The sequence below is a fragment of the Rhodanobacter sp. Root561 genome, assembly GCF_001427365.1.
In the GTDB taxonomy this organism is placed as follows: domain Bacteria; phylum Pseudomonadota; class Gammaproteobacteria; order Xanthomonadales; family Rhodanobacteraceae; genus Rhodanobacter.
The window spans coordinates 258,285-272,007 of record NZ_LMGH01000011.1; the positions used below are offsets into that span (position 1 = coordinate 258,285).

Below are 13,723 nucleotides of genomic sequence, written 5' to 3' on the forward strand. Positions count from 1 at the left end.
CTGCTGGATTGGCGTGTGCCTCAGCCTTGGAGGCCTTCCTCGGCGAGCAGCGCCGCCTGCGTCCCTTTATCGGCATCCATGTGGGCCTTGAAGCGGGCGAGGCTGTGCAATCCTTCCATGTCCACACCCTTGGCAGCGGCCCAGCGCAGGACCACGAACAGGTAGGGATCGGCGACTGATCTTGTGCCGGTCAGCCAGTCGCGTCCTTCGAGCTGATCGTCCAGCCGCTGGAACAGCGATCGCAGGTGGACACGCGCGGTATCGCCGAGCACGTCCACGAGCGAGCGGTCGTCGATGAAGCGGCACGGACTGAAGATGGGCTTGAACGCGCCATGCACATCGGAGTTCAGAAAGGCCAGCCAGCGCGAGACCTCGGCGCGGGAACGGGGGCTGCCGTCGCCGAACAGACCCGCCTGGGGATGCAGGTCCGCGAGATAGCCAAGGATCGCCGCGTTCTCGGTGAGCCTTAGATCGCCGTGCTCCAGCAGCGGGACCATGCCACCCGGATTGATGGCGAGGTAATCGGCTGACTTGGTGTCGACGTAATCCATCCGCTTCGCCTCGTAGGAGGCGCCGACCCACTCAAGCACGATATGGTCGGCTAGCGAGCAGGCGCCGGGCATGTAATAGAGCTTCATGGTCTCGCTTCCGCTCCGACCAGTCCCGTCCGTTCCAGCCACGCCTGGAAGTTCAGCGTGCCGAGATGGGCGCCGGGACCGGGAAGCAAGGTGTCCTGTTGCAGCTCGGCGCCGAAATAAGGAGTGTGTTCATCCGCCACGACATCGCGCGGATCACCGATGACCTTCAGGAACTGCTGCACCAGGCCGGAGAGAGGGAACGTTTCGGGGCCGGCAATTTCGACGGTGCCGTTGACCGGTGCGGAGACAGAGAGCTTGGCCACGGCCTTGGCCACGTCGTCGGAGGAGATGGGCTGGATCGAGGCTGTCGACAGATGGATAGACTCGCCAATCGCGCTGGCCTTGACGATGCCGTTGAGGAACTCGAAGAACTGGGTGGAGTGGATGATGGTATAGGGCACGCCGGACTCGCGGATGAGCTTTTCCTGCGCGATCTTGCCCCGAAAATAGCCGCTGGCGGCGAGCCGGTCGGTGCCGACCACCGACAGGGCGACGTGGTGCTTCACGCCAGCCTTGTGTTCGGCCGAGAACAGGTTGCGGCCGGAGGTTTCAAAAAAATCCAGTACGGCCTGATCCTCGAACGAAGGCGAATTGGCCACGTCGATGACGACGTCCGTGCCCGCCATTGCGGCGTCCAGCCCTTCGCCGGTGATCGTGTTGACACCGGTGGCGGGGGAGGCGGCGTTGACCTCGTGGCCGTGTTCGCGCAGGTGGGCGACAGTCTTGCTGCCGATGAGTCCGGTACCGCCGATAACAAGAATTTTCATGGTTGACCTCTGCTTGGTTGAGCTGCACAGCGAACGTTTCCGGTCGATGGCGCCGGCGATATCGCGCGGCAGATCCCAATCCTAGGTTTCGCATGGTTTCGCGGGTAGGTCCGTCGCTGGCCTCACGATGTTGTTTCTGGCGCACCAACGCGAGTGCCGGACCGCACCGGCGTGAGGCGTATCGCATTGGCGGACGCAGGCCTGATCGCCGACGCCGCAACCGCATTGTTGCCCGCCGTAAAACATGGTGGTCTGCCCTGGCCGGCTACCTGGGCGGTGCCGGCGTTCCTACCATGCATGCCGCCGCCCCGGATTCACGCCGTGTGGATCTTCAACGCGAACAAGCGGGCGCTCCTTCAAGGGCATCACTCATGAAAGCACCGACCTTTTCACGCGGGATGCGCAGGGCGTCGCGCGATCGGCTGGCCGCGGTGGCCGGGGTCGCCGCCGCGATCGAAGATCTGGCGATCATCATTGCGGACCGGAACGGCAGCATCATCGTGTGGAATCCCGGCGCCCAGCACCTGCTGGGCTACCACCCGTCGGAAATGATCGGCCGGACGATCGCCGACATCGAGCCGCCGGCAGGTGAGCCGGTCTGCATCGCCGCCGGCTGTTGCGCAATGGATCAGGCCGGGCCGATTGAGACCGAGCGCCGTTATCAGCACAAGAGCGGCCGGTCGATACGTTGTCGAAGCAGGCGCATGCCGCTGGGCGATGATGGTGCGCTGGCCTGGCTGGTGCGTGACGCGAACCCGAAGCACGAGCAGCGTCCGGCACTCGAACAACGTTTGCGCGAGCAGCAGGTGCAGCTGGACGACGCGCTGGCGGCGAACGCGGCACGGGATCGCTGCCTCGCGGTGATGTCGCACGAATTGAAGCAGCCACTCACGGCGCTTCTGTTGAACCTCGATCGACTGCTGGAGAGAACGGCGCGAATGGATGTCCAGGGTGCGCAAAGGGTGGCCCAGGCGATGCGCGATTCGATCCGCCGACAGGCGCGGATCATCGGGGATCTGCTCGATCTCTCGCGGATGCGCACGGGCAAGCTGGGACTGGAGCTTGCGATGGTGGACCTTGACGAGGTCGTCCGGGCGATTACCGCTGATGTAGCCATCGCGGCGCCGGATCGGAAGATCCACATGGAGGTCGATGCGTCGATTGAGCGCTGGTGCCTGGCCGATCCGGTGCGACTGGAACAGATGCTGTCGAACCTGCTGAGCAACGCGGTGAAATTCACTGGCACCGGTGGGCGCATCGGAGTGTGTGTCACCAGTGTCGACGGCTTTGCCAGGGTATCGGTCGCCGATGACGGTTGCGGCATCTCTCCGGAATTCCTGACGGACATCTTCCGGATGTATGGCCAGGAGCGACGCGTGGATACGTTCAACGATCCCGGCATGGGCATCGGTCTGGCGCTGGTGCAGGAACTGGCGGAGGCCCATGGCGGCAGGGTGGAGGCGCGCTCTAAAGGGGCGGGGCGTGGTGCGGACTTCACGATCTGGCTGCCGCTATTGAGTTCCGCGCCCCGGTCGTTGCCGGTCCAGACCGATACCACGACCGCGCCATTGCCCCTGTGCGCGTCTGCGCCGTGAGTGCCCGGGTCGTTTCGTCGTCGCGTCGTCCGCCGCTCGCGCCCGTAACGGCGCGAAAGTCGTGACTCGCATGGACTGATGACATGCGCAGGCGCCGGCCGCGCCGGATCGCGGCGCGGCAGACGCTTGCTGCCCGACGGGCATTTCGGACGAGGGCCGACCTTCAGTCCTGGCGATCCCGCCAGCTGGAGGTCGGCGTATGCGTGACTCAGCTGCGGATGAAGGCCAGCAGGTCGCGATTGATCACGTCGGGATGAACGGCAAACATGCCATGCGGATAGCCCGGATAGATCTTCAGCGTGGCGTGCCTGAGCAGCTTGGCCGAGAGCGGTGCGGAGTCAGCGACCGGAACCACCTGGTCGTCGTCACCGTGCATCACCAGGGTGGGCACGTCGATCGCCTTGAGGTCATCGGTGAAGTCGGTTTCGGAAAAGGCCTTGATGCCGTCGTAATGTGCCGTGGCACCACCCATCATGCCCTGGCGCCACCAGTTGTCGACGCAGCCCTGGATCGTCTTGGCGCCCGGACGGTTGAAGCCGTAGAACGGGCCCGAGGCCAGGTCGCGATAGAACTGCGAGCGATTGCTGGCCAGTGCGTCGCGCAGGTCGTCAAAAGCCTTTCGCGGCAGACCGCCAGGGTTGTTCGTCGTCTTCAGCATCAGAGGCGGCACGGCGTTCATCAGCACCAGTTTGGCCACGCGGCCAGCGCCGTGGCGGGCAACATAGCGTGCAGCTTCGCCGCCACCGGTGGAATGACCGATATGGACCGCATCGCGCAGGTCGAGGTGGTCAGCCACCGCGGCTGCGTCGGCCGCGTAGTGATCCATGTCGTGGCCGGTGGCGCCCTGCGACGATCGGCCATGACCGCGGCGGTCATGCGCCACGACGCGATAGCCGTTGTGGAGGAAGAACAGCATCTGCGTGTCCCAGTCGTCGCTGGACAAGGGCCATCCGTGATGAAACACAATGGGCTGGCCCGAGCCCCAGTCCTTGTAGAAGATTTCGGTGCCGTCTTTCGTGATGATCGAGTTCATGTTCTGGCTTCTCTGTCGGGTTGGAGTGTGACCTGCCGCGGCCTGGGTGGCCGGCAGGATCGCGGGCAGGGAGGTCGCTGCGGCGGCAATCAGGCCGGCAGCCATCAGCTGTCGACGGCGGGGATCGGCAGGAGTCATGTCGTCTGGGTGATGCATCGGGTTGCTCGCTTTTGATGGAGTCGAAAGGAATCCACCCTCTCCTGGCGCCGTGACGACGCGGTTGCGGGAGGTGCCTTGGCCCGGTCGCATCGAACATCGAACATCGACACGTGCGACCAGACACGCGTCCAGCCTAGGCTTGCCGGCCCGGCGACTGTAGAGACACACGGGTGCCCACCGTGTTGTCGAGCACACACCAATCCCCGGCGGGGGGGCTCGCGTACCCGAAGCGTTGGCGCGCGTCGTCACGTCGACCAAGGGGGAATGCGCCGCGCAGGGGTGCGTCAAGTATGCTGATTGATACGCTGCGTCGCGGCCCCCATCCTTGGGCGCAAGCCGATCCGTGGCATGTGGTCATCACGGAATGGCACCAGGCGAGCCGAAGATTGTCCCACGATGAAGAAGCCCTACAGCAAGCATTCCGGCTCGTCGTCGCCCGCACCCGGGGCGCCACCGGCGTGGACCGAGGTGCGCTGGGGTTTCGGTTCCTTCCTGGTATGGGAGGAACGACGCCATCTCGAATCATTCGGGCAGGCGATCAAGCTGGGGTCGCGTTCGTTCGACCTGCTGGTCCATCTGCTCAAGCGCGCTGGTGAAGTGGTCAGCAAGGACGAGCTCCTTTCTGCCGTCTGGGATACGGTCGTGGTCGACGAAGCCAGCGTGCGCGTCCACATGTCGCAACTTCGCAAGGCACTGGGAGAACCAGGCGAAAGCGACGAATGCAAGGAGTGGATATCCAACATCCCGCTGCGCGGGTACCGGTTCAATGGCCGCGTCCTGCGCGAGCTGATCGACACCTCGTCCGCGGTCACGGCACGACCGCCGACCGTGTTGACCAAGTTGCCGCTGCGGATGAACGGACTCATCGGTCGCGAGAACGACGTGGCCCGGGTGCTCCAGGCACTGGACACCCATCGGCTGGTGACCCTCGTCGGCGCGGGAGGTATCGGCAAGACCAGCGCCGCAATACGCGTGGCGGAGCGTCGTCAGCAATCGTGTGCCACGGAAATCGCCTTCGTCGACCTTGCGCCGCTGATCTCGCCGGAGCACGTACTTGGAGCGATGGCTCGGGCTCTGGGTGGCGCTGCCGACTTGCCTGACCCGGTACTGGCCATCACACAGAGCCTGACGGGGCGCAACGTGCTGGTGCTGATCGACAACTGCGAACAGGTGGTGGATTCCCTGGCATTGCCGATTACCCGCCTGCTGTCGGCCTTGCCCGGTTTGCGCATTCTTGCCACCAGTCGGGAGACGCTTCGACTGTCTGGCGAGTATGTCTATCGTCTGCCTCCGCTGGGCGTTCCCGAGTCCGACCATTTCCTGTTGGCGCAGGCCATGCAGTGGCCTTCGGTGGAGCTGTTGGTCGAGCTCTCCCAGGCCGCGGGCGCCGGCGCATTCATGGATTCGGACGGTCCTCTGCTGGCCCAGATTTCGCGACAGCTGGAAGGTGTGCCGCTGGCCATCGAGCTGGTGGCCGCGCGCATGGGCGTCCAGTCGGTCGGTGATCTCGCGCTGCGGCTCGAGGACCACATGCGGCTGCTTTCCATCGACAACCGGGCGGCCGCCACGCGGCATCAGTCGCTTTCGGCCGCGCTCGACTGGAGCATTGCCCTGTTGAGCGATGACGAGTTGAAGGTATTCCGCCGCCTGTCGGTTTTCAGGGGGCGCTTCGGCCTGCAGCCGGCACTTGGTGTCATCGCCGGAGACATGGGCCAGGAGGTCGCGTTCGATGCATTGATTTCGCTGGCGAACAAGTCACTGGTGTTCTTCGACAACAGCAATGCCAGCTCGCCTTACCGCCTGCTGGATACGACCAGAAGCTACGCCGGCGCGCTGCTTGCGCAGAGCGACGAGCGCCCCGCATTGTTGCAGCGGCACGCGAAAGTCATGCTGGATCTGATGAATACCGCAACCACCGAACTTCCGGACCTGAGCGAGCAGGACTGGAGTGAGCGCTATGCCCATTACTTGGACGACGTGCGTGTCGCGCTTGAGGTCTGCCTGACGGAACCGGCAGATGGGCGGACCGCCACGATGCTGGTGATGGCTTCGGCGGCCTTGTGGTTTCACGTTTCCCAGGTCGCCGAATTCCGCGACCGGATCGCGGCGGCGCTCCAGCTGATCGACCGACAACCCGAGCCGGATACGGAGATGGCCGCCTGGCTGGCGACCGAACTGGTGATCGCGATGCTGCACACGAACGAGCCGGGGGGCGATCTGGATGCGATGTGCGATCGGGCGCTCACCGGGGCGCTGACCGCCGGCGTGCGCGTGCTGGAACTGCAAGCGCGTTGGGGACGCTGTACCCACGACATGTTCAGTGGCGAGTATTCGTCCGCGTTGCGGGATTCCCGCAAGCTGCTTGCAGTGGCGGAAGCCTGGTCCGACCCGGCATCGCTCAATCTTGCCCATCGGGTGAGCGGGATGGCGAACCATTTCAGCGGCATGCTCGACGTTTCGATACGGCATTGCGAAGCATCGCTGCAGATGAGTGCGGAGGCAGGACGCTCACGCGCGAACATGGTCGGCGTGGATCCGACCGTTGCGGCGAAGGCCGTGCTGACCCGAACGTTGTGGATCAGGGGAGAAACGGCAAAGGCATTGGAGACGGCCCGCGATGTCGTCGATCGGGCGGAGTCGGCGGGTCACGCTGCGTCGCTGTGTGCCGCGCTCTATGGGGCTTGTCCCGTGGCCTTGTGGTCGGGCGAATACGAGCTTGCCAGCAAGTGGATCCACACGATGATCGACGTGGCTCGCCGCAAGGGGCTGGTGAGGTGGCTGCGGTACGCCGAGTCCTATCTGCAGGGCTTGCAGTTGGCCGTATCCGGCAATCCCGACATGCAAATTCGCCAGGTGTCTGAGCGACTCGCGACCTATGACGCGCCCAGCAAGGAAATGCTCGCCACCTTCTGCCCCGACTGGATTGATGATGACATGGTCGGGCGACTTGAGCGCGGCGAAGGCCTCTGGTGCGCGGCGGAGATCTGGCGCGGCATGGGTTTGCGCAGCGAACGGCAGGAAAAGATCAGCGAGGCCGAAGGTTTCTACCTGCGCGCGCTGGAAACCTCGCGGGGGCAGGGTGCCCGGGGCTGGGAGCTGCGAGCTGCCACCAGTCTGGCCAGACTGTGGGCTGGCGGTGGGATGTCGCAGCAGGCATTGCAACTGCTCGATGAAACCTCCCGAAGCATCGGCGCTGACGGCAACCCCACGGGAATCGTGCAGGTTCACGAGCTGCACGGGAAGATAGCCCGCGGCCTGCCGCCGCGTGGCGGACGCTGATAACAAGGTTTTACATGCATTAACTGGCTTCGACGAGCGGGGGCGAGCAGGGTGATCGGGTGATCCGTGTCGACAGATACGAAACACAGTCTTCTCTCAGCCGGGAACCGCCGTCATGATCTCTTCGCCACTCGTGGACCCGTCCGCCGACGCGCTGGCCGCCAGCTTCGCAACCACCTATGCCGGCGTCGTGGCCTTCATGGCCGTGGTCGCGGAAGGCAGCTTTGCCCGTGCGGCCGACCGCCTTGGCATCGGGCGTTCCGCGGTCAGTCGCAATGTCCAGAAACTGGAAGGCCAACTCAGTGTCCGGCTGTTCCATCGGACGACGCGCAGCACCACGCTCACCAGCGAAGGCGACAGGTTCCATGCCAGTTGCCATGCGGGGGTCGAGCAGATCGTGCAGGCCATCGAGGAAATGCGTGACCTTCGCCACGGCTCGCCTCGTGGACAGCTTCGCGTGGTGTCGCCCGGGGGCTTCGGTCGCCGGGTGGTGGCGCCACTGCTGGGCAGGTTTCAGGACGCTTGTCCCGAGGTTCTCGTCGATCTGGTCCTGGCGGACAAGCCGGTCGATTTCACGTCGGACCGGGTGGACGTCGCCTTTCGCGACGGGCGCCTGGAGGATGCGCAGATCATCGCCAGGCAGATCATCCCGATGCAGATGATGGTCTGTGCCTCGCCCGAATACCGGGAAATGCACGGCTTGCCCGCCACGCTGGACGAACTTTCAGGTCACCAGGGCATCAATTTGCGCACCGGCCTGGGTCGCATCGCCGAGTGGGAGTTCAAACTGGATGGCAAGGTGCAAAGATTCGTGCCGCAGGCCAGGCTGACGTACAACGACCCCGAACTGGTACTGCAGGCGGTGCTCGACGGCAAGGGCATCGCGCAGATGCCCGGTTACCTGGTCTGTGACTCGCTGGCATCCGGCGCCCTGGTTTCCTGCCTGATGCAGCATGCGCCCGATGACCGGGGCCACTACATCTGCTACCAGAGCCGACAGCACATGCCCACGCGGATGCGTGCGTTCATCGACTTCATGACACGGGAAATCCGGGCGGCTGATCTCCAGTGTGCGACGGAGCTGCCGGCGCGATCGCCTGAGACCGAGCGCGGGCGCCCCGCGCATGCAGGCAGCAGGGTCTCCGTTCTGGCCTGCTAGGCTGTGGGGCGCCATGACATCCGGACGGGAGAGCGAGACCGCCATGCAGAACCTGCTGCTGCAGACCACCATCGAGGGCGATCAGGATGACTGGAACATCGGGCGCTTCGGCCTTCTGAAAGCCTTCCTGGAGAGCGTTCGCGACGAAGCCGGGGCACCGGCGTTCCACGTGACCGCACGCAATCGTGGTCCAAGGGGCGAGCCGGACCCGGTGTTGTCGCGGCTCGACGAGTCGGACTTCCAGCAGTTGTGGCTGTTCGCCGTCGACGTGGGCGATGGCCTCACCGAGGAGGATTGCGCAGGCATTGGCAGGTTCCGCCGCAACGGCGGCGCGCTTCTGGTCACTCGCGATCACATGGATCTGGGTAGTTCCGTGTGCACCCTGGCCGGCGTCGGCGCAGCCCATCACTTTCACACACGCAACCTGGACCCCGATGCGAGCCGGCATTGCATCGACGACGGTGTCACGACCGATATCTCCTGGCCCAATTACCATTCGGGCGCCAACGGCGACTATCAGCAGGTACGTGCGGTGGGCGAGGTGCATCCGATTCTGCTTGATCCGGCCTCGGAAACGGGTGTGATCGGCTACCTGCCGTCCCATCCGCACGAAGGCGCGATCAGCGCGCCGCCGGATGATTCAAGCAGCCGCGTGATCCTGCAAGGTCGCAGCCAGGCCACGGGCCGGGTCTTCAATCTGGCCGTGGCCTTCGAGCGTTCAGTCGACGGCGGGCGGGCGCTTGCCGAGTCCACCTTTCATCACTTCGCCGATTACAACTGGGACATCGCCGCGGGTTGTCCATCGTTCGTATCCGAAGCACCTGGCGACGGGATGCAGCGCTTCCCGGCGGCGCTTCAATCCACCCAGCGATACGTCCGCAACATCGCACTGTGGCTTGCGGGCTGTTGACGACGCCAGGTGATCACATCGGGGTGCCTAGACGGTTCCATTGGTGCATTCGTGGAACCACGGCCGTCAGTGCCGCGGACCTACCGACCTCGGCAAGCGCTGCCTAGTATCGGGATGCACAAGCCGGGGATGCGGATCGCCGGCACACCAACCGGATACGGCAGCATGAGGCAGGCATGAAGATCATCGTCATCGGCGGACGAGGGCTGGTGGGAAGGAACATCGTCGACAGGCTGCAGGCAGCGGGTCACCAGGTATCGCCCGCTTCCCGCTCCACCGGTGTTGACCTGATCACCGGGCAAGGCCTGGTGGAGAGCCTGGCCGGTGCCGAGGTGGTCGTCGACGTCAGCAACTCGCCCACCTTCGACGATCTTGCCTCGTTCGATTTCTTCAAGACGGCCATCTTCAATCTGCTCGCCGCCGAGAAACGTGCGGGAGTGAAGCACCATGTTTCGCTTTCGGTAGTGGGCACCGGTCGCCTCGAGGCAAGCCCCTATCTTCGCGGAAAGGCGCTGCAGGAGCGGGCCGTGGCGGCGTCCGGGATGCCTTTCACCATTGTCCACGCAACCCAGTTCTTCGAGTTCCTGTTCGATATAGTCAATTACGCCATCCGCGGTCAGACCATCCATCTGTCGCCCGCCTTTATCGAGCCGGTGGCGTCGGATGACGTCGCGGCGACGATCGCGCGAGTCGCTGTCGGGCCCCCGCTAAACGGCTCGATCGAGGTTGCGGGCCCGCAACGGGGAAGGATGTCCGAACTGATCCAGCGCCTGATCGTCGACATGGAAGCACCCTACGATGTGCGCACCGACGTGCATGCAGCCTATTTCGGCGCCGTACTCGACGAATACGTCTTGCTTCCCGGCAAGGACGCCGAGCGCGGCGAACTGGATTTCGAGGCCTGGTTCAGGTGCTCGGAATATGCGCGCGCCGATTGGTGACGCCGTCGCGACGTCTGCACGGTGCCTCCGCCTCCTGGCCTCGCCTGTTCAGGGCATGGCACAAGCGACGCCACTGGCGGAGGCGATGGTCTCGCCTGGCTGCAGCGGTGCCAGCCACGCCTGATGCATGCCCTTGCTCCACCATTGCCAGTGATCGTCCACGTAGCGCGCGCCGCTGGCGGACACGGCGATGTGCAGGTGGTGGGTCCGGTCGTCGAAGGTGAGCGTCGCGGTATCGGTGTCGGGATAGACGGCTTGCACGGTGCGTCCGTCATCGCAGGCATAAGCCATCGGCTTGGCCATAGTGGACAAGGGCGCCGCGACGGGCGTGAACGGGCTCAACGCATAGGCGGACGGTTGGCCGCCGGCGCCGCACAGGCGGCCGGTGAACGCGGCGGAAATCCGCTGCTGGCCGAGCGCGAGCGTGAGCCGGGCCGGTGCTTCGCAATGGCCGTTGTCGTAGACGTCGCCCGACACCCAGCGCATGTCGCTGGTGACGACCGCGCCCGGCGCGAGCGTGATCGGGGAATGCGAGGCGGCATCCGGCCCGGTCGGAGTTTGCGCCACGATGTTCAGCGTCTGCCCGCCGGAATCCGCGAAGCTCGGCAGCGGGCGCGCAGGGATCGTGCAGGCGGCCGCGCCGGTGTTGCGCAGGACCAGCATCGTGCCCGAATGCGACATGCCGTTGAAACGCCCGCCAGCGGAATCGAGGGTGAGGGCGAGTTGCGACGGCGCGCAGGCAATGATCCGTGCATTGGCCGCGCCTGGCGGGGCCGCGTCGGCCTGGGTGGCGTCGGTTTGCGGCGGCTGTGAAGTACAGGCCATCAGCGTCAGCGCCAGGGCGGCGATCGGGAACGTACGCAACATCGCCCGGTCCGGCGTGGCTCCTGGCAGACGACGGCCTGCCTCGGCAGGAGTCCTGTTTGCAGTGGGTCTTTTCATTGCCGGGTTCCCTGGAAGACGGTCGACGACGTTAGCACCCGGATCGCGAAGCTCTTGTCAGAGCCTGGCGATCACTGTGTTACTTCCGGCACTCAAGGGACGATCTCGCTGCATCGACACTGCCGAGAGGACGCCGCAAGGCGAGGTGATGGATCGCGGGGGTCACATGACGAACGAAAACCGGCTGGCCCGCTGTGCGGGGCTGGTCTATCTGGTGGTGGTCGTGACCGGCTTCTTCAGCCTGGGCTATGTGCCGGGCAGGCTTGCTGCGCCAGGCGATCCGCCGGCCATGCTGGCCAATATCGTGGCGCACGAAGCCTTGTTCCGCGCGGGCATCGTCTCCTTCATGATCGAACAGGTGGCCTTCCTGCTGCTGCCGTTGTTGCTGTTTCGCCTGCTTCATCGCGTTCACCAGCGCGCGGCCGTCGCGATGGTCGTGCTGGCGGTCACGGCCGTGCCGATCGCCCTGATCGGGGTGATGCATCGACTCGATGCACTGTGGCTGTTGACCGATAGCCATGGCTTGCCGATAGAGACGATGACGCCGCTGGCATTGCTTGCCCTGAGGTCGTATGGCCACGCCATTTTCGTGGCCAGCCTGTTCTGGGGGCTGTGGCTGTTGCCGTTCGGCTATCTCGTGTGCACCAGCGGCATGCTGCCGCGCCTGGCTGGCTTGCTGCTGATGCTGGGCGGTATCGGCTACCTGGTGGACGTGTTTGCCGACTTGCTGCTGCCGGGATATGCAGACACGGCGTTTTCCAACTACGTCCACCTGCCGGCAGCCCTGGGCGAGATCGGCACCTGCCTGTGGCTGCTGCTGATGGGCGTGCGGGCAGGTGGTGCACAAGCTCATCCGAGGAGTGCGACATGAGCGCCACATCCCTGGTCGACATCAAGTTGCACGTGCGCTTCAAGCTGTCGGCGCTGTGGACGGCGCTGATGTTCTGCTACATCTACGGCGACTACTTCGGCCTCTACGTGCCGGGCAAGTTGCAGGGCATGCTGGGCGGGGAAGGGCCGGTCGGTCCGGTGAGCGAGGCGACCCTGGTCGGCACCGCCCTGCTGCTGGCCGTGCCGGGGCTGATGGTGTTCCTGTCGCTGCTGCTGCCGCCCCGGCTGTGCCGCTGGCTCAACATCGGGCTGGGCCTGTTCTATACGGCGATCATGCTGCTGACGATGCCGGGCGCGTGGTGGTTCTACATCGTGCTGGGCGTGATCGAGGTGGCGTTGTCGCTGCTGATCGCCGCCATGGCGTGGCGCTGGCCACGGAGTTGATGCGGCGGGCTAGGGCGTCGGGCGGCTGCCGGCCGCCGCCGGTGCCGCGGGTTCGAACGGTATCGCCGGCCCGGGAGTGATGCCCTTGCGCCACCGCGCCAGCTGATCGCGGATGCCGCTGCCGATATCGATCTGCGGTTCGGACGGGGTGAGGTTGTCCTGTTTTTCCCACGCGGCGATATCGTTGCGAGCCCGGGTGAATGCGTCGGCGAAGTTGTCGCTGTGGTTCAGCGCATCGACCAGCCAGGCCTTGCCGAAATAGGTGATGTCCGAGTCGCTGCCGCAGCCGAACGAGCTGCGATCGCTGCGGGCGGCGGTGAGCACCATCGTGCCGGGGCCGCGCAGTGGCGGCAGGAAGCCGCCGGAATAGCAGGCGTTGATCACCACGACCTTCCACTTGAACGGATGCAGGGCGAGGATGCCGGCGAGGTCGCTGGCGCCGATCGGGTCCAGCGGCAGCGGGTCCATGTCGACCAGCAATTGGTGATCCTCGCTGCCGTGGCTGGTCACGTAGAGCAGCAGGATGTCGTCGGGCTGCATCACCTTGCCCAGTCCGTCGAGCGCCATTTCCAGATTGCTCCAGCTGGCCAGCGGACGGGTGGACAAGGTGGCCGGGTTGTTCTCCAGCACCAGGCTGTGCGTGCCGGGGCCGAAGCGCCGGGTGAACAGCCGGGCGGCGTATTCGGCTTCGTTGCGGAACACGTCTTCGCCGCCGTCGCCGGCGAAGGTCAGCAGGTACAGGTTCGGCCTGCCGGGCGTGCGCGGGCCGAGTTCGGCCAGCGCCTGGCGCATCATCCGTGGTTGCGCGTAGAGCACCTGCTCCGGTGTCGGCGCCTGGTCGGGCCAGCGCTCGCCATCGTCGACCGTCATGTCCGGATCCGCCACGTCCTGCGGCAGGATGGCCGAAGTGGCGGCTGCGGGAGTGGCGGCCGCATGCGGCGACGCGGCGGGTCGGCCTGACCACCAAGCGTTCAGCAGCACGCCGGCGGCGAGTGCGAGCAGGATGGTCAGGACGTTGCGCATGG

12 protein-coding genes are annotated in these 13,723 nt (G+C 65.2%); 7 read left to right on the forward strand and 5 right to left on the reverse strand.

Annotated elements, in window-relative coordinates; translation table 11 throughout:
* Nucleotides 1-20: 20 nt before the first annotated feature.
* Entirely contained in the window at nucleotides 21-638 is a 618-nt protein-coding gene (locus tag ASD55_RS10020) for a glutathione S-transferase N-terminal domain-containing protein (RefSeq protein ID WP_056765809.1), read from the reverse strand.
* Complete coding sequence (locus ASD55_RS10025) at nucleotides 635-1,405, reverse strand: SDR family oxidoreductase (protein WP_056765812.1); 771 nt, start codon at nucleotides 1,403-1,405, stop codon at nucleotides 635-637. The genes ASD55_RS10020 and ASD55_RS10025 overlap by 4 nt, the downstream gene beginning before the upstream one ends.
* Nucleotides 1,406-1,776: 371 nt before the next feature.
* Between ASD55_RS10025 and ASD55_RS10030 the strand changes: the two genes are divergently transcribed.
* Nucleotides 1,777-3,000 (forward strand): PAS domain-containing sensor histidine kinase, encoded by a 1,224-nt coding sequence (locus ASD55_RS10030; RefSeq protein ID WP_162248785.1) that lies wholly within the window; start codon nucleotides 1,777-1,779, stop codon nucleotides 2,998-3,000.
* 208 nt (nucleotides 3,001-3,208) lie between these two features.
* On the opposite strand, the gene ASD55_RS10035 is transcribed toward ASD55_RS10030, so the two are convergent.
* A complete protein-coding gene (locus ASD55_RS10035; protein ID WP_056765815.1) occupies nucleotides 3,209-4,033 on the reverse strand; it encodes an alpha/beta hydrolase in 825 nt (274 codons plus the stop codon).
* Nucleotides 4,034-4,588: 555 nt separating this feature from the next.
* Here ASD55_RS10035 and ASD55_RS10040 point away from each other — a divergent pair.
* From ASD55_RS10040 to ASD55_RS10055, 4 genes are all read left to right on the forward strand, one after another.
* A complete protein-coding gene (locus ASD55_RS10040; RefSeq protein ID WP_082542738.1) occupies nucleotides 4,589-7,471 on the forward strand; it encodes a winged helix-turn-helix domain-containing protein in 2,883 nt (960 codons plus the stop codon).
* A 115-nt stretch (nucleotides 7,472-7,586) separates the two neighbouring features.
* Nucleotides 7,587-8,630, forward strand: a complete 1,044-nt coding sequence (locus tag ASD55_RS10045) for a LysR family transcriptional regulator (RefSeq protein ID WP_056765816.1) — start codon at nucleotides 7,587-7,589, stop codon at nucleotides 8,628-8,630.
* Nucleotides 8,631-8,673: 43 nt separating this feature from the next.
* Nucleotides 8,674-9,540: a hypothetical protein gene (locus ASD55_RS10050; RefSeq protein WP_056718774.1), complete on the forward strand. Its 867-nt coding sequence runs from the start codon at nucleotides 8,674-8,676 to the stop codon at nucleotides 9,538-9,540.
* A 176-nt stretch (nucleotides 9,541-9,716) separates the two neighbouring features.
* Nucleotides 9,717-10,481 carry an SDR family oxidoreductase gene (locus ASD55_RS10055; RefSeq protein ID WP_056718775.1) on the forward strand — a complete coding sequence of 255 codons (765 nt, stop codon included), beginning with the start codon at nucleotides 9,717-9,719 and terminating at the stop codon, nucleotides 10,479-10,481.
* Between the two features lie 48 nt (nucleotides 10,482-10,529).
* Here the strand turns inward: ASD55_RS10055 and ASD55_RS10060 are convergent, their stop codons facing one another.
* Nucleotides 10,530-11,348: an MliC family protein gene (locus ASD55_RS10060; RefSeq protein WP_056718776.1), complete on the reverse strand. Its 819-nt coding sequence runs from the start codon at nucleotides 11,346-11,348 to the stop codon at nucleotides 10,530-10,532.
* Nucleotides 11,349-11,589: 241 nt separating this feature from the next.
* On the opposite strand from ASD55_RS10060, the gene ASD55_RS10065 reads away from it, so the two are divergent.
* Nucleotides 11,590-12,294 (forward strand): DUF4386 domain-containing protein, encoded by a 705-nt coding sequence (locus ASD55_RS10065; RefSeq protein ID WP_056765818.1) that lies wholly within the window; start codon nucleotides 11,590-11,592, stop codon nucleotides 12,292-12,294.
* A complete protein-coding gene (locus ASD55_RS10070) occupies nucleotides 12,291-12,698 on the forward strand; it encodes a DUF6326 family protein (protein WP_056718778.1) in 408 nt (135 codons plus the stop codon). Before ASD55_RS10065 ends, ASD55_RS10070 begins: the two co-directional genes overlap by 4 nt.
* Nucleotides 12,699-12,707: 9 nt before the next feature.
* On the opposite strand, the gene ASD55_RS10075 is transcribed toward ASD55_RS10070, so the two are convergent.
* Nucleotides 12,708-13,721, reverse strand: a complete 1,014-nt coding sequence (locus tag ASD55_RS10075) for a C13 family peptidase (protein ID WP_056765821.1) — start codon at nucleotides 13,719-13,721, stop codon at nucleotides 12,708-12,710.
* Between the last annotated feature and the right edge of the window lie 2 nt (nucleotides 13,722-13,723).